This is a genomic window from Amycolatopsis roodepoortensis (assembly GCF_024628825.1).
Classification (GTDB): domain Bacteria; phylum Actinomycetota; class Actinomycetes; order Mycobacteriales; family Pseudonocardiaceae; genus Amycolatopsis; species Amycolatopsis roodepoortensis.
This window is the reverse complement of sequence record NZ_CP102415.1, coordinates 9023896-9038913: the sequence shown is the minus strand read 5'-3', so window position 1 is coordinate 9038913 and position 15018 is coordinate 9023896. Positions and strand designations below refer to the sequence as shown.

General features: G+C 69.0%; 15 protein-coding genes. 8 read left to right on the top strand and 7 right to left on the bottom strand.

The genetic code is table 11. The features are described 5' to 3' along the window. Positions 1-469: 469 nt before the first annotated feature. Positions 470-1330 (bottom strand): phytanoyl-CoA dioxygenase family protein, encoded by an 861-nt coding sequence (locus tag NQK81_RS43235; RefSeq protein WP_257486120.1) that lies wholly within the window; start codon positions 1328-1330, stop codon positions 470-472. A gap of 94 nt (positions 1331-1424) precedes the next feature. On the opposite strand from NQK81_RS43235, the gene NQK81_RS43230 reads away from it, so the two are divergent. After that, positions 1425-2420 carry a LacI family DNA-binding transcriptional regulator gene (locus NQK81_RS43230; RefSeq protein WP_257486119.1) on the top strand — a complete coding sequence of 332 codons (996 nt, stop codon included), beginning with the start codon at positions 1425-1427 and terminating at the stop codon, positions 2418-2420. 13 nt (positions 2421-2433) lie between these two features. Here NQK81_RS43230 and NQK81_RS43225 read toward each other — a convergent pair whose 3' ends face one another. Continuing rightward, positions 2434-3384, bottom strand: coding sequence for a DMT family transporter (locus tag NQK81_RS43225; RefSeq protein ID WP_257486118.1), 951 nt, complete (start codon positions 3382-3384; stop codon positions 2434-2436). A 178-nt stretch (positions 3385-3562) separates the two neighbouring features. Between NQK81_RS43225 and NQK81_RS43220 the strand changes: the two genes are divergently transcribed. Next, positions 3563-3997 carry a hypothetical protein gene (locus NQK81_RS43220; protein ID WP_257486117.1) on the top strand — a complete coding sequence of 145 codons (435 nt, stop codon included), beginning with the start codon at positions 3563-3565 and terminating at the stop codon, positions 3995-3997. A gap of 84 nt (positions 3998-4081) precedes the next feature. Here NQK81_RS43220 and NQK81_RS43215 read toward each other — a convergent pair whose 3' ends face one another. Then, positions 4082-4837, bottom strand: coding sequence for an SAM-dependent methyltransferase (locus NQK81_RS43215; protein WP_257486116.1), 756 nt, complete (start codon positions 4835-4837; stop codon positions 4082-4084). A 158-nt stretch (positions 4838-4995) separates the two neighbouring features. Here NQK81_RS43215 and NQK81_RS43210 point away from each other — a divergent pair, with 158 nt between their 5' ends. The 4 genes from NQK81_RS43210 to NQK81_RS43195 all read left to right on the top strand — a co-directional run bounded on the left by NQK81_RS43210 (position 4996) and on the right by NQK81_RS43195 (position 8333). Next, complete coding sequence (locus tag NQK81_RS43210; RefSeq protein WP_257486115.1) at positions 4996-5526, top strand: MarR family transcriptional regulator; 531 nt, start codon at positions 4996-4998, stop codon at positions 5524-5526. Beyond that, the gene (locus NQK81_RS43205; RefSeq protein ID WP_257486114.1) at positions 5523-6683 is read left to right on the top strand and encodes a cytochrome P450; all 1161 of its coding nucleotides are present in this window, start codon (positions 5523-5525) and stop codon (positions 6681-6683) included. The genes NQK81_RS43210 and NQK81_RS43205 overlap by 4 nt, the downstream gene beginning before the upstream one ends. A gap of 74 nt (positions 6684-6757) precedes the next feature. Further along, positions 6758-7543 carry an alpha/beta fold hydrolase gene (locus tag NQK81_RS43200; protein ID WP_257486113.1) on the top strand — a complete coding sequence of 262 codons (786 nt, stop codon included), beginning with the start codon at positions 6758-6760 and terminating at the stop codon, positions 7541-7543. A gap of 4 nt (positions 7544-7547) precedes the next feature. Beyond that, complete coding sequence (locus NQK81_RS43195) at positions 7548-8333, top strand: MerR family transcriptional regulator (RefSeq protein ID WP_257486112.1); 786 nt, start codon at positions 7548-7550, stop codon at positions 8331-8333. 301 nt (positions 8334-8634) lie between these two features. Here the strand turns inward: NQK81_RS43195 and NQK81_RS43190 are convergent, their stop codons facing one another. Together NQK81_RS43190 and NQK81_RS43185 are read right to left on the bottom strand one after the other, a co-directional pair. Then, positions 8635-9870 carry an acetyl-CoA hydrolase/transferase family protein gene (locus NQK81_RS43190; protein WP_126734239.1) on the bottom strand — a complete coding sequence of 412 codons (1236 nt, stop codon included), beginning with the start codon at positions 9868-9870 and terminating at the stop codon, positions 8635-8637. A gap of 7 nt (positions 9871-9877) precedes the next feature. Continuing rightward, on the bottom strand, positions 9878-10510 hold the full coding sequence (locus tag NQK81_RS43185) for a winged helix-turn-helix transcriptional regulator (RefSeq protein ID WP_257486111.1): 633 nt from the start codon (positions 10508-10510) through the stop codon (positions 9878-9880). A gap of 61 nt (positions 10511-10571) precedes the next feature. Here NQK81_RS43185 and NQK81_RS43180 point away from each other — a divergent pair, with 61 nt between their 5' ends. Then, a complete protein-coding gene (locus tag NQK81_RS43180) occupies positions 10572-11456 on the top strand; it encodes an alpha/beta fold hydrolase (RefSeq protein WP_257486110.1) in 885 nt (294 codons plus the stop codon). Between the two features lie 72 nt (positions 11457-11528). Beyond that, a complete protein-coding gene (locus NQK81_RS43175; protein WP_257486109.1) occupies positions 11529-12437 on the top strand; it encodes an RNA polymerase sigma-70 factor in 909 nt (302 codons plus the stop codon). A gap of 65 nt (positions 12438-12502) precedes the next feature. On the opposite strand, the gene NQK81_RS43170 is transcribed toward NQK81_RS43175, so the two are convergent. Beyond that, the gene (locus NQK81_RS43170) at positions 12503-13885 is read right to left on the bottom strand and encodes an amino acid permease (RefSeq protein ID WP_257489958.1); all 1383 of its coding nucleotides are present in this window, start codon (positions 13883-13885) and stop codon (positions 12503-12505) included. Positions 13886-14079: 194 nt separating this feature from the next. Further along, on the bottom strand, positions 14080-14967 hold the full coding sequence (locus tag NQK81_RS43165; RefSeq protein WP_257486108.1) for a LysR family transcriptional regulator: 888 nt from the start codon (positions 14965-14967) through the stop codon (positions 14080-14082). Positions 14968-15018: the final 51 nt, after the last annotated feature.

Sequence of the window (15018 nt, the reverse complement as noted above, 5' to 3'; positions counted from 1 at the left end):
TCCGAGGTTTTTCGGGCGCGCGACAACAACAACGGCGTGGACTTCATCTTGCTCCCCAGTGCAGATTCAGGTGAAGAATCACGCAAGGTTAAGACGACCGGCCGCGCCGTGGAATACGAATTTCGCGGATTTAGTCCGAACGCTCCATCCATATTGGACCATACGTCGCAGTTTTCCGCGCCTTACCCCCGAATCGGCGCCCTGGCCAGCACTTCGCGACGGTCCTTCGGACACAAACGACACTCGATCGATCACTTTCGGTGACACGTCGGATATTAACCGACACCTTGTCGGAAAATACCTTCACCGACAGCAGACGGGCCGATTTCCGCGATCGATTCAGAAATACGGTCGCGCGGGCGACCGCCGACCTGAGGCGGCTTCCCGGGCACGGCCATCTCCGGCGACCAAATGAAGCCGAAACGCATTTCAGCGAGAATTAAATTCCGCGACGGCGAATAATCAGCGTTCAGTCTTTGCCGGGTTCGCCCATCACGAGACCTTCGATGGTGTGCTTCTGCGTGATGGGCCGCAGGGTGTCGACGATCGGGCAATCGAGGTGGGCGCGCACCGAGTCCGGCAGGGTCGCCCAGTATTCCCTCGTCACGGCGGTGTCGTGGCGGGCGTCGTTGCCCGCTCCCGGCCCGTCGAGACCGAGGACGAGAACGGGACGGCTCTTGGCCGAGTGGTTCGCGGTTCCTCTGTGGACGGTCAGCGCCGACCGGATCGAAATGTCGCCCATACGCGGGAATTTGCGGACGGCCAGCTCGCGGTAGCGCGGGTACGCCTCCCGGGGCGGGAACATGCCGTGCTCGAACGTGCCGCCGTCCTCCCAGTGCGTGCCGGGCGCGATCTCGAAGGGCCCCATGTCCGGTTCGGTGTCGACGGCGGTCACGTTGACGGCCAACGAGTTCAGCCTGCCGTGGCGGGCGGTCTCCTCGGGCATCGGGAAGTCGCGGTGCCATGGCTGGTCCATCGCGCCCGCCAGCGGGACGTCGAAGCCGACCTCGACGATCCGGTACTCCGGACCCAGCACGGCCTCGGCGACGGCGGTGATCCACGGATGGGATGCCAATTCCGCGAAGCCGCGCAACTGTTCGGGATGGATTTCGACGTAGAACCGGTTGGGTCCGCGACCGACCGCGCCGTTCTCGCGGCCGCGCGCCTCGGCGAACGCCGTCTCGATGTCTTCGCCCAGCCGTCCGACCCACTCACGAGTGAACGCCTGCGGGAGACCGATGATGCCCTCCCGATGCAGGCGGGCCGTCAGGGATTCGAGTTCTTCGGCGGGCAGCGGGGCGGGGGTGGGGGCGGTGTGATTGACGGGCATCTCGACCTCCGGGCGACACGGCACTGTCACTCCAGTTTGCAACGTGGCATGCCACGTTGCAAGAGGTATCCTCGCCGCGAGCGAGAGGACGAGGATGAACCCGAAACTGCGGGATGTGGCCGAGCACGCCGGGGTGTCCGTGCGGACGGTGTCGAACGTGGTCAACGGCTTCCGCTACGTCGCCCCGGCGACCAGGGAGCGGGTGCAGGCGAGTATCGACGCCCTCGGCTACCGGCCCAACATGGCCGCCCGGACACTCCGGCAGGGCCGGACCGGGCTGGTCGCGCTGGTGATCCCGGAAATCGACTCGCCCTACTTCTCCGAGCTCGCCGCGCGGACGGTGCGTATCGCCGAAGCCCGGGGACTGACGGTCCTCATCGACCAGACCGACGGCGACGCCGAACGGGAGACGCAACTGCTGCACGGACGGCGCAGCCAATTGGTCGACGGCGTGCTGTTCAGTCCGTGGGCGGTGACCCCCGCGGAACTGGCCTCCCGGACCGACACCGCTCCCCTCGTGCTCCTCGGGGAGCACGACGGTACCGCCGGGGTCGACCACGTCGCGATCGACAACGTCGCGGCCGCACGCGAGGCCACCGCGCACCTGCTGGCGCGCGGCCGTCGGCGGATCGCCGCGGTCGGGAGCCAGCCGCGTTCGCTCAACGCGACCGCCCGCCAGCGGCTGGCCGGATATCGGGAGGCGCTCGCCGACGCCGGGCTGCCGGCCGAGCCCGAGCTTGAAGTGACCGTGCCGAGTCTGCATCGCGCCGACGGCCATCAGGCGATGCTGCGGCTGCTGAACTCTCCCCGTCCGCCCGACGCGGTGTTCTGCTTCACCGACGAACTCGCGCTGGGCGCGTTGCGAGCCGCCGCCGACCGCGGCGTCGCGGTGCCGGATTCCTTGGCACTGATCGGTTTCGACGACATCGAAGACGGCAGGTTCAGTGTCCCGGCGCTCACCACCGTCTCCCCGGACAAGGATCGCATCGCCGAACTCGCCCTCGACCGGCTGGCCGAGCAGATGTCGAGCCCGCGATCACCGCGCTCGATCGTCGCCCCGCACCGGCTGGTCGTCCGGGAAACGAGCTGAGCCCGGGCCGTGATCACTGCGGCGCGGGTTCCTTCGAGTACCGTCCCAGGCCGCCGATCGCGGCCATGATCAGCACGACCCCCACGACACCCGCGACCGTCAGCCGTTCATCCAGCCAGACGACGGCGATCAGGACGGCGGTGACCGGTTCGAGCAGGGTCGCCACCACCGCCGCGCCGCTGGGGGTGGACCGGAGGCCGGTGAACAGCAGCGCGTAGGCGAGCGCCATGGTCACGGCCCCGAGGTAGCCGATCAGCGCCCACGACCGGAGGTCGCCGGTCCACATCCCACCACCGGTCGCCAGCGGCACGATCAGCCCGGCGGGCACTAGGACCATCGCGGCGACACAGGTCGTCGTCGTGGTCATGGTCAGCGTGTCGAGCCTTAGGGACAGTGGACCGGCTGCGTCGGCGGAGAGGGCGTAGGCGGCGCCGGACGCGAGTGCGGCGAGCACACCTAGAACCGGATACGGCGCTTCGCCGTCAGGGCTGCCGGCAACGCTGACGAGGAGGAGCCCCGCGAGTGCGACTGCGACCGTGAGGAACTGGCCGGCGGAGGGCCTGCGGCGACGCCTGACGCTGCCGGTGATCAGCAACAGCACCGGCGCGAATCCGAGACACACCACGGTGGTGATGCTCACCCCGGCCCACAGGACGGCCACGAAGAAGAGCAGCTGGAAGATCGCCGTCGAAACCCCGACCACGGTCACTCGCCGCCAATGCCGCCGCCCGAGCCGCACGCAGTCACGCGACCGCCGCAGCACGGCGGCGGCGATCACCAGGACGACGACCGCGACCAGGGCGCGATACCCGCCGATGGCCAGCGGCGAGAGGCCAGAAGCGTCGTGGACGACCGGGATTACCGGGCCGATCGTGCCCCAGAGCACGCCGGCCAGACACACCAGGACCAGTGCTCTCCCCCGGCCGGCGGACGCTTGAACGGGCTCTGTTTCCGTGGTTGCCACACCGGCAGCATGACAAACGGTCTCGGACCCGGTCGACGCCGGACCCGGAGTTCGCCGATTTACCGGTTTTCGTTCCGGCGAAAAGGTGTGTACGCGGACCGCGCCTATCGGTGAGGGTGATTCCCACGCCAACGGAAACAGCCGGGCGAATTCCACAAAGCTCAGAGAGGGGTAAATCGTGCGTGAATTGCGATTCGTCGGCGTCACGACCGCCGTATTGTTGGCGCTGGGCGCCGGGTCGGCCTCGGCCGCCACAGCCGCGGACGGCGGGCTGGAGGGCCAGAACGAGGACTCCGTGACCCAGGACAGCGAACGCTACCGGAACTTCGACCTCCAGGAGGTCGGCGGGCCGCTTCTCGCCAGGGTCGTCGTCGACCTGAAGGACCGCGATTTCACCGTATGCGACAAGAAGGCGAACGGCTACTGGGCCTACGCTTCGTTCCAGGAAACGGTGAGTTCGCCTCCGGCGAAGCCCTACTACCGGGACACGACTTCAGGTCCGAAGTGCACCCATTACGACAAGACGATCTCGAAGAAGAAGGACATCGTCACGATCTGCCAATCCGACCCGCTGTGGGACACCTGCATCGACCGCGGCGTCCGGTGGTGGTGACCGTCCACAGATCCGGGCCACGTCGCGAAAGCCACTTTGGGGACACCTGATGTCTCGAAAGTGGCTTTCGCGACGTGACCGGACTCAGACCTTGCGTCCGACGCCGGCGTAGACGTCGTCCGGTTCGATATCGCGGAGACCGGGCTCCGGCCGCCACAGCGGCGCGCTCACCACACCGGGGTCGACCAGCTCCAGTCCTTCGAAGAGAGCGGCGACTTCGGCGTACGGGCGGAAATACATGGGATCCCTGCTGTTCTTCATCGCCTCGGTGACCGCCGCCATTTCCAGGGGCGCGTGGTCCGCGGTCAGATGCGACAGCGCGACCAGGCTGCCGGCAGGCAGTGCCTCGCGGTAGCGGGTGACGATCTCGGCGGGGTGCAGGCTGTCCGGGATGAAGTGGAACACGGCCACCATGAGCAGCCCGATCGGCTCGCCGTCGGCCAGCAACGCCCGCGCCGCCTCCGAGTTCAGGACCGCTTCCGGACTGCAGAGATCTTCCTCGACGACACTGGCGTTCGGGTTGCCGTCCAGGATGAGCCTGCTGTGGGCGACGGCGACCTTGTCGTAGTCGACGTAGACCACCCGGCATCCGGGGTCCATGTCCTGGGCGATTTCGTGCACGTTGCCGACGGCCGGGATCCCTGAGCCAAGATCGAGGAACCGGGTGATGCCCTGCCCGACCATGTACTGCACGGCGCGGCGAAGGAACGCCCGGTTCGACGCGGCGACCTGGCGGCCCGTCGGCAGGACCGCCATGACCTTCTCACCGACGGCGCGGTCGGCGTCGAAATTGTGGCTGCCGCCGAGCAACCAGTCGTAGACCCGTGCCGCACTGGGCACTCGGATGTCGACACCTTCTGGAACCCGTTCGCCCGCCACGGACACCCCACACCTCGCAACGCATCGGTTCTCGGTACACCCTGTCGCCGGTACGGTACCGACCGCGACACCTCTCTCGAAACCCGCATTAGCATCGTTTTAGATGTATCGTTATCGATGTGAAGGCCAGTGAGTTGTATCTTCTCGGCAAGCACCTGATGGAGCTCGCCGCCCGGGGCATGCGTGACGATTCGGATCCGGAGACCCCGGAGATCCACGACGTGCTGATCTCGGTGCTCGTCGAGGAGCCGGGCTTGTCGATCGGCGAATTGACCGCCCGTACCGGTTTCGCGCAAAGCCACGTCTCGGGTGCCGTCGCCAGAATGCGGGCGGCGGGCGCGCTCGTGACACGTCCTGATCCGGCGGATCGGCGCCGCACCCTGGTCGTCCCGGTCGACGCGTTGGTCGAGGCCGTCGCCCGGCGTCAGCAGCGTGCCGCCGAAGAGATCCTCGCCGCGGCGCTCGCCGAGCTCGATCCGGACGAGGACTCGGTCGCGGACCGGGCCGCGCGCCTCACCCGCGCGGCGGACGAGCTGTACCGGCTGCTGACCGCTCGCGCGCTGGGGGTGGACGAGGATTCCGCCCTCACGCCGTTGCATTCGCTGGCCGAGAAGACGACCGGAAGACCGAAGAACGGAGAGGGAACATGACTGGGGCAGCCGAATACCCGTTCAAGGACACGGAACCGTTGCGGTGTCCCGCGGAATTCATCCGCCGTCAGGACGAGGAACCCGTCGGCCGGGTGCGCCTGGCCTCCGGCGAGGACGCCTGGCTCGTCACGCGTTACGCGGACATCCGGGGCTTGCTCGGCGATCCGCGGTTCCGCCCCTGGGTACCGGGGACCGGCTCGGCCGACGGCGGAGGACTGCTCTTCACCATGTCGGGCCCCGCGCACGCGCGGCTGCGGCGTATCGCGGCCAAGGCGCTCACCCCGCGCCGGATCGAACTGTTGCGCCCGCGCCTGGAAACCCTCGCGGCGGAGTCGGCCGCGAAGCTGATCTCGCAAGGCCAACCCGCCGACGTGCTGAACGGGTTCGCGATTCCTTTCGCCCTCGCGTCGCTCAGCGAGCTTCTCGGTGTCCCGCAGTCGGTTCGCGACGAGCTGCGGTCCTGGACCGACAGCATCGTCGCGGTGTTCACCGCGCCGAGCTATGAAGAAATGGCCGAAGCGGCCCAAAAGCTGGGCGGCTATCTCGCGGAATTGGTGGAGACCAAGCGAAACGCTCCCGGTGACGATCTGCTGACCGGCCTGATCGAGGCCCGCGACGACTCCGGCGACTCGTTGCGCCCGGACGAGATCACGCAGCTCGCCTTCGCGATCGTGATCGCCGGATACGTCCCGCCGTCGAACGCGCTGGCTCAGGCCGTACTCCGGCTGGCCGTCGAACCGGCACTCCCCCGCGACCCCGCCGGGATCCCCGCACTGGTCGAGGAACTCCTGCGCCAGGACCAGAGTTCGGCCACGGACCAGGGACGGGTCGCTGTCGAGGACGCCGAGATAGGCGGAGTTCCGATCCGTGCCGGCGAATTCGTCCTCGCGCCCTTGCGGGCGGGCAACCACGATCGCCGGCGCTTTCCGGAACCGGAGCTGGTCGATCCCGCTCGTACGCCAGGCCATCTCACTTTCGGGCACGGGCCACACCATTGCCTCGGGGCGGCCCTGGCCCGCACGGAACTCCAGGCCGGGCTCACCGCCTTACTCGCCGCCGCACCACGGCTGCGGCTGGCCGTGCCGTTCGAAGAACTCGCCTGGCGGCGGATGTTCCTCACCCTTCGCGGCCCCGTCGACGTCCCTGTCACCTGGTGACGCTTTTCCCGTCGGGTCTTGTATCCGCACTGAAGTTGACCCTGACGCAGGGTCAACCCCTCAGCATGGCTGCCATGAACACGCGAGACAGCCATTTCACGGTCCACCACGACGGCGTCGCGATCCGGGTCTCGCGCGGCGGCCGGGGACGGCCGCTGGTGCTGTGTCCCGGGCTGCTCACGCCACAGGCGGATCTGCACGAGCTGATCGGGTTGCTGCGCCTCGACCACGACGTGGTGACGTTCGACTTGAGAGGCCACGGCCTCTCCTCGCCCGGCGACCGGTACACCTTCGAGGCGTTCCTCGGCGATTTCGGCGCTGTCATGGCGGAGTCGGGCTACGTCGGCCCGCGGGCCGTTCTCGTGGGGCATTCGCTGGGCGCGGACCTGGCCGTGCACTACGCCGCCGGCCATCCGGACGCCGTGTCCGGGCTCGTCCTCGTCGACGGCGCGAACCCGGTGCCCGAACCGTTCCTCACCGAAGCCGACCTGCCGGAGTTCCGGGCGATGGCGGAGGGACTGCGGCACGAGTTCGAGCGGGTCGCGGGCACCGCGCGTCAGGTTCTGCTGTCCCCACAAGACTTCCTCGATCTCAACATCGAGATCGAAGCGGTGCGCTCCGGCATCCTCGACCAGTATCGGAGGATCGACTGTCCGATCCACCTGATCATGGCGGCCTCGATGGCCGGGGACGGCGATGACGAGCGTGCGCGGTGGCGCAACGAGAACTGGCGCGCCGGGGTCGAACGGCTCACCCGCGAGCGGCCGCACGTCTCCACGTCGTGGCTCGACGCCGACCACCGGCTCGTCGTCACCCACGCGCGGGAGATCGCCCGCCTGATCCGCGTTGCCGCACACTGAGCGCATGTTGACCATCGGTGAGCTGGCGTCGTGCGCGGGGGTGACGGTGCGCGCGGTGCGGCACTATCACGCCAAGGGCCTGCTGCCGGAGCCCGAGCGCGACCATTCCGGTTACCGGCGCTACGACGCCGGGGCGGTGATCGAGCTGGTCAGGATCAGGACCCTCGCCGAAGCCGGGGTCCCGCTGTCGCGAGTGCGGGAACTGCTCCAGGCCGACGAACGCGGGTTCGCCGCGGCGGTCGCCGACATCGACGAGCGGCTGCGCGCCGAAATCCGCCAACGGCAGCGGCATCGCGAGCGGATCGCCCGGCTCGCGTCCGGGGACGCCCTGGTGCTGCCGCCGGAGGTGGTCGAGATTCTCGACGTGCTGCGGGCGCACGGCGTCGACGAGAGGATCGTCCAGGTCGAGCGGGACGGCTGGATCCTGCTGGCCGCGCACTCACCCGAACGGATCCCGGAGTGGGCGGCGCGCAAGAAGGAGCAGCTCGCCGATCCGCCGCTCATCGATTTCTATCGCACCCTGGGGCAGGCGCTCGACCGGAGCGACGACGATGCCGAGCTGATCGAGCTCGCCGACAAGCTGGCCGTCCACATCACGCGGATCGCGGACGAGCGGAACGAGGCCTATGTCGGCGACACCGACGTCGCACCGCCGTTCGCCGAACTGATGGACGCACTCGCCTTCGACACCGCGCCGCCGGCCCGCCGGCTGATCGAGCTGCTGAGAACGCGAGGCTGGACCGGCTGGACGAAACTCGAACGCGTGACGCCTGCACCACCGTTGCCGTGAGGTCGAGGGCACTTCAATGGCGCGGGCGAGTACTCGGCTTCCCTTTCGGCGGCGCTCAACGAGCGAGCCGGAAGGCGCGAGGCGGACCTCGACCCGGATAAGGAAGGTGCCCAGAACTGACGACTCGCGGGCTGGCCGCTTCCCCGCTCGCGTGTCCCCACCGGTGGGCGCCGATGTCCAGTGCCCACGTCGCGGAGGTGGCTTTCGAGACATGCCCGGCGTTGCGAAAGCCACTTCCGCAACCTTCAACGTTGCGAAGGTGGCTTTCGCAACATACCCCGCCCCTCAAGGAAAACCGGCACTACGAGAGCGTGAATCCCAGTTCCCGGCCTCGCGTCACGAGTTCTTCCCGGGCCGACGGATGCGCGACGTGGTCGACGATCTGCTGCGCCTGTTCGCTCGAATCGTTGCCCCAGATGGTCGCGACGCCGTGTTCGCTCACCAGGAAACTGTGCTGGAACGACGTCACCGGCCCGGCCAGCCGCGGCACGACCGTCGAGACGTCGGCCTTCGGATGCCACGACGGCAGCGCGATGATCGCCCGCCCGCCGGGTGAGTGCAACGCCCCGACCACGAAGTCGGTCTGACCGCCGAATCCCGAATAGATCGCGCCTCGCACCCGGCTCGCGTTGGCCTGCGCGAACAGGTCCACTTCGAGAGCACTGTTCACCGACACCAGGCCGCGCTGCCGGGCGATCACGGCGGGATCGTTCGTCTTTTCCGTGCGCAGCAAGCGAACCCGCGGATTGCGGTCGAGCCAGCGGTACAGCTCCGCGGTGCCGAACACGAACGACGCCGTCACCGGCACCGCCGGATCGAGGGCACCGGCGCGGTCGAGCGCGAGCACACCGTCGCTGAACATCTCCGACCAGATCGCGAGCCCGCGCCGTCCGGTCACCGCGGCCAGTGTCGCGTCCGGGATCCCGCCGATGCCCAGTTGCAGGGTCGCGCCGTCCTCGACCAGCCCGGCCACCCGCTCACCGATGGTCCGCGCCGTGTCCCCCACCGGCCGCGGGACGGGTGACAGAAGCGGCTCGGCCACGTCGAGGGCGTAGTCGATCTCGCTGACCGGCAGGACTCCGTCGCCGTGGACGAAGGGCATCTCCGGGTTGAGTTGCGCGACGACCAGGCCACCGCGCGCCCGCACCGCCTCGACGGCCGCGGGCAGGATGTTCACCTCCGTACCCAGCGACACCATGCCGTCCACCGGGACCGAGGTGTGCAGCAGGACCACGTCCGGCGGCAACGCCGTCTTGAGCAGTTGCGGCACCAGCGACAACCGCGACGGGAAGTACCGCAGCCCGGCGCGGCCGCGCATCCCGGCACCCACGAACGGCGTCTCCAGCAGCACACCTTCGCGGTCCGGCATTCCGGCCTGCGCGTTCAACGCGAACAGCCGGTACTCCGCGAGCGCCGTGTCCAGCACTTTCAGCGCCCGCATCGGGGTGGCGAAGTTCCCGCTCACCACCACCCGGGGGCATGACGCGGGAACGCCCGCCAGGATGGAACCGAGCTGACTCTCCGACAAGACGCGCATGAGCCGATCATGCCCGAGGGACCGCGTGCCGGGTCTGGAGGAGGTCCCGCACCGCGCCTTCGTCCCCCTCGATGTCGACGAGCCCGGCGACGTCGTCGAGCTCGAGCGCACCCGCCGCCAGCCCGAGAACGATCGCCGCGTCCGCCCGGAGGACGGCGTCGAGTTCACCGCCGTCGTGCTTCTCGACCTCCGTTCCACCGGGCGCCGCCCGCAACCGGAACAGGCTCCCGTCCACCTCGATACCGATCGCCGGCGACCGGTGCCCGCCGGGCAGCAACGCTCGAAGGGCGACGACGAGCCATGCGGCGTCGAAGCGATCATCTTCCGGCCCGCGCGTCATGAGCGGGGTGGACCACCGGACGAGGCCCTCGATCGGCTCTCGCAGCCCGGCGCCCCACTCCGTGAGCGCGTAGACGACGGCGTTGGTCCCCTCGGCCAGGTTCCGTTCGACCACGCCGGCGGCCTCGAGGTCGCGAAGGCGATCGGCGAGCAGATTGGTGGCCACGCCGGGAAGCCCGTCGAGCAGCTCCCGGTAGCGGGCGGGGGCGATCAGGAGCTGGCGGACGATGAGCAGGTTCCACCGGTCGCCGACGACGTCGAGCGCCCGGGCGAGCCCACAGTACTGACCATAACTCCGCATCGCTTGACCTTCTCAAGTGAGCGTGAAAAACTCAAGCATCCCGAGGCCGGAGGAGGCCGCGATGGCCGACATCACCGAGAGCGTCCGGCCCTCCTGGGTCGACGACGACCTGTTCCCCTTCGAGAGCCGCTTCGTCGACATCGACGGGAACACCGTGCACTACATCGACGAGGGCTCGGGGCCCACCCTGGTGTTCCTGCACGGAAATCCGACCTGGTCGTTCCTCTGGCGCGACGTGATCCGCGCGCTGCGCGGAGACTTCCGGTGCGTCGCCCTCGACTATCCGGGCTTCGGGCTGTCGACGCCGAAACCCGGCTACCACTACTGGCCCGAGGAGCACGCGGACGTGGTCACCGGGTTCATCGACGCGCTCGGCATCGAGAAAGCGACCCTCGTCGGGCAGGACTGGGGTGGCTTGATCGGCCTGGCCGCCGCTCAGCGACGGCCAGACGCCTTCGATCGGCTCGTGCTCGCGAACACCTGGGCCTGGCCGGTCAACGGGATTCTCCATTTCGAGGCCTTCTCCCGCATCATCGGCGGGCCCGTCGGCCGTTTCCTCGTCCGGCGATTCAACCTTCTCGTCAACACGTTCATCCCCACGGGCCACCGGCGGCGGAAACCGACCGCGGCCGAGATGACCCAGTACCGCCGGGCGCTGGACACCCCCGCGCGGCGGCAGTCTTCCGCCGTGTTCCCCGGCAGGACGCTCGCCAGCCGAGCCTTCTTCACCGAGGTCGAGGCGGGCCTCGCCGACGTCGCCCACCTGCCGACGCTGATCGTGTGGGGCGACGCCGACATCGCCTTCCGCCCCCAGGAACGCGAACGCCTCGAAGCGACCTTCCCCGACCACCGCACCGTGATCGTCGAGGGCGCCGGCACCTACGTCGAGTCCGACGCGCCCGAGGAATTCGTCGCCGCGATCCGCGACTGGCTGGGAACGGGCTGACTGTCACAAAACGGTGCCGGCCGGGGTCGTATGGGCGAAGCACGACCGAGACGACCCGAGCGAGGACCGGCGATGAGTGAACGACCCGAGGCGCAGGGCGCCATGGACCCGGCGACCGAAGCGTTCGTGACCCACCGCAACCTGCTTTTCACCGTGGCCTACGAGATGCTCGGTTCGGCCACCGACGCCGAGGACGTCCTGCAGGAGACCTGGTTACGCTGGGCGGGCGTCGCGCTCGACACGGTGCTGGATCCGCGTGCGTTCCTGGTCCGGATCACCACCCGGCAGGCGCTCAAACGGCTGCGGACGCTCGGCAGGCGCAAGGAGTCCTATGTCGGCCCATGGCTACCCGAACCGCTGCTGACCACCCCCGACGTGGCCGAGGACGTCGAACTCGCCGCCAGCGTGTCGATGGCGATGCTGCTGGTGCTGGAGACACTCGCGCCGACCGAGCGGGCCGTCTTCGTGCTGCGGGAGGTTTTCGCCGTCGGGTACGGCGAAATCGCCCAGGCCGTCGACAAGACTCCCGCCGCCGTACGCCAGATCGCCCACCGGGCACGGGCCCACGTCGCCGCGCGCAGACCGCGCGGCACCGGGTCACCGGCCGAGCACCGGGCCGCGCTCCAGGCGTTCCAGTCGGCGGTGGAAACGGGCGATCTGCAAGGCCTGCTCGACATCCTCGCACCGGACGTCGTCGCGCTCAGCGACGGCGGCGGGGTGAAACACGCCCTGCTGCGGCCGATCGTGGGCGCGGACAAGGTGGCCAGGCTGCTGGCCGTCGGCTGGTGGAAACGCGAGGCGGAAAGGTCCGTCGAACCAGTGCAGGTCAACGGCGGCCCCGGTCTGCTGATCCGCGTCGGCGGGGAGATCGACGGCGTGCTCGCGGTCCGGGTCGAAAACGGCTTCGTCACCGGTGCCTATCACGTCCGCAATCCCGAGAAACTCGCCAGCGTGACAAGGGAGTTCACGGTGAGCCGGTGATCCGCCGGGTTGAAAGCGTCCTTCACCGCGTCGGATGCGGTGAAGGACGCTTCAACCCGTCCAGCTCACTCCCGGACGGTCGCCGGGGCGCGCTCGGGTTCGTCCGGGACGGGATCGACGGGCCCGGACGGCGCCTTCGCCACCGGCTTCCCCCGCCGCCGCCGGATCTCGAATCCGAGGAGGATCAACGCGAGCGTCACCGCGCTGAGCCAGAACTGCGAGCGAGTCGACGGCAGTAGCGCCATCGCCAGGATCACCGCGGCCATCAGCGCGATGGTCGCGTAGCTCAGCCACGGGAACAGCCACATCTTGAGCGTGAGCTTGTCCGGGTCCTCTCGCTCCAGCCTGCGGCGGAGCCGCACCTGCGCGAGCGCGATCGAGAGGTACACGAACAGCGCCACGGCGCCGTAGGAGTTGACCAGGAACTGGAAGATCAGGTCCGGCGAGGTGTAGGCGGCGATGACGGACACGTACCCGATCGCGGTCCCGGCCAGGATCGCGCGCCGCGGCACACCGCTGCGGGAAAGCCTGGTGAAGGCCTTCGGCGCGTCACCGTTGCTGGTGAGCGCGAACAGCATCCGAGACGAGGTGTACAGCGCCGAGTTCAGGCAGGAGAGCACCGCGGTCAGGACGATCGCGTTCATGATCGTGGCCACGGCCGGGATGCCGAGCACCTCCAGCACCGCCGCGTACGGGCTCACCGCGGTCGCCGGATCGTCCCAGGACTTGATCGCGACGACGAGGAACACCGAACCGACGTAGAACAGCACCACCCGGAAGATGATCGACCGCATGGCCTTCGCGATCGCCTTCTTCGGTTCCGCGGACTCGGCGGCGGCGATGGTGACGATCTCCGCGCCGGTGTAGAAGCCGATGCACGGGACCACCGCCGCGAGTACCGCCCCGATCCCGAGTGGCGCGAATCCACCGTGGGAGACCAGATTCGTCAGTCCACCTTGGGCACCCGGCCAGAAACCGAACAGGTAGAGGGCGCCGACGACCAGGAAGACGACGATCGCGACGACCTTGATCGAGGAGAACCAGTACTCGAACTCGCCGTAGGACCGGGCCGAGACCATGTTGGTGCCGGTGAGGATCAGGAGCAGGCCGAGACTGAGCACCCACAGTGGCACGTCCGGTACCCACAGCTGCAGGATCCGGCCGCCCGCGACGGCTTCGACCGCCACGACGATGACGAAGAAGTACCAGTACATCCAGCCGACGGCGAAGCCCGCGCGATTGCCGAGCGCTTCCCTCGCGTAGACGTAGAACGAGCCGAGCGCGGGTTTGGCGATCGTCATCTCCGCGAGCATCCGCATGATGAGCACGGTGATCAGGCCCGCGATGAGGAACGAGACCACCGCGGCCGGACCGGCCGACTGGATGACCACGCCGCTGCCGACGAACAGCCCGGCCCCGATGACGCCGCCGAGGGCGATCAGGTTCATATGTCGCTGCTTGAGCCCTGGTTTCAGGCCGCTGCTCTGTGCCGGGTCGGACGCTGAAGTCACGTCTCCTCCTTCTCGCACGCACCGCCGGGGCGGTGGCGCTGGGAGCTCCATTGTGGTTCCGGTCACCGTAGGAACAAGTCGGGCCCTGAGCGAGGGCCAGTTACGATGTGGGAAAGGGGTCCAGATACCACTCAGGACGGCTTGCGCGTCGCCAAGGCCAGCAGTTCCGCCGCCGGGCCGTCGAGGCGCCGCCCGGCGGGCCACACCGCGCGCAGGACGCGTCCGAAGTCGACACCCTCCACCGCGACGGGCACGAGATCGTGGCCGGTGACGTCCAGTGCGCTGATCACCGCGGGGCCGGCTCCCGCGATCACGGCGTTGCGGACGGCGGAGGCGGAACCCAGCTCCAGCAACGGTTTCACCGCCCCCACCCCGGCCCCGCGCAAGGCGGCGTCGACGGTCTCCCTGGTTCCGGAACCGTGTTCGCGCACCACGAGCGGCGTGCTCGCCAGCTCCGCCGGGGTCAGCGGACGACGTTCGCGCGCCCAGGGATGGGCGCCGGAGACGACCACCACGAGGTGGTCCCCCGCGACCTTCCGCGAGGTGAGACCGGGCAGCGCGCCGGGCGATTCGACGAAACCGAGGTCGACCTTGCCCTCGCGGGCCAGTACGGCGACCTGATCCGAATTCGTGACCTCGAGGCCGAGGTAGAGGCCCGGGTTCGCGCGTTTGAGCTCGCCGATCCAGCCGGGGACCAGATGCTCGGCCAGTGTCATGCTCGCCGCGACGCGGAGTCCGGCCTCGTGACGGGTCCGCAGGGCCCCGGCGCCGTCGAGCAGCCCGTCGAGCTCGGTGAGCACGCGGCGCGCCCAGCCGGCGATCACGCGGCCGTCCGGGGTGAGCACGGAACCGCGGCGGGTCCGGTCCAGTAGCACCAGGCCGAGCCGCCGCTCCACAAAGGACAGCCGCTTGCTCGCCGACGCCTGCGCGATCCCGAGGGTGGCCGCGGCCTGCCCGATGCTGCCCAGTTCGCCGACGAGGACGAGCAGGCGCAGGGAGTCCAGCTCCGGCGCTGTCATAGCCAAACTGCATGACCTACCCGCCGCATTCGCGGCTACCGGCACTGTCCT

Bases quoted from the DNA above. Each gene is read 5' to 3' on its own strand.
- NQK81_RS43235 (WP_257486120.1), bottom strand. From the start codon at position 1,330: ATGCCCGTCAATCACACCGCCCCCACCCCCGCCCCGCTGCCCGCCGAA.
- NQK81_RS43200 (WP_257486113.1), top strand. From the start codon at position 6,758: ATGAACACGCGAGACAGCCATTTCACGGTCCACCACGACGGCGTCGCG.
- NQK81_RS43175 (WP_257486109.1), top strand. From the start codon at position 11,529: ATGAGTGAACGACCCGAGGCGCAGGGCGCCATGGACCCGGCGACCGAA.
- NQK81_RS43165 (WP_257486108.1), bottom strand. From the start codon at position 14,967: ATGACAGCGCCGGAGCTGGACTCCCTGCGCCTGCTCGTCCTCGTCGGC.
- NQK81_RS43185 (WP_257486111.1), bottom strand. From the start codon at position 10,510: ATGCGGAGTTATGGTCAGTACTGTGGGCTCGCCCGGGCGCTCGACGTC.
- NQK81_RS43180 (WP_257486110.1), top strand. From the start codon at position 10,572: ATGGCCGACATCACCGAGAGCGTCCGGCCCTCCTGGGTCGACGACGAC.
- NQK81_RS43230 (WP_257486119.1), top strand. From the start codon at position 1,425: ATGAACCCGAAACTGCGGGATGTGGCCGAGCACGCCGGGGTGTCCGTG.
- NQK81_RS43170 (WP_257489958.1), bottom strand. From the start codon at position 13,885: ATGAACCTGATCGCCCTCGGCGGCGTCATCGGGGCCGGGCTGTTCGTC.
- NQK81_RS43190 (WP_126734239.1), bottom strand. From the start codon at position 9,870: ATGCGCGTCTTGTCGGAGAGTCAGCTCGGTTCCATCCTGGCGGGCGTT.
- NQK81_RS43195 (WP_257486112.1), top strand. From the start codon at position 7,548: ATGTTGACCATCGGTGAGCTGGCGTCGTGCGCGGGGGTGACGGTGCGC.
- NQK81_RS43205 (WP_257486114.1), top strand. From the start codon at position 5,523: ATGACTGGGGCAGCCGAATACCCGTTCAAGGACACGGAACCGTTGCGG.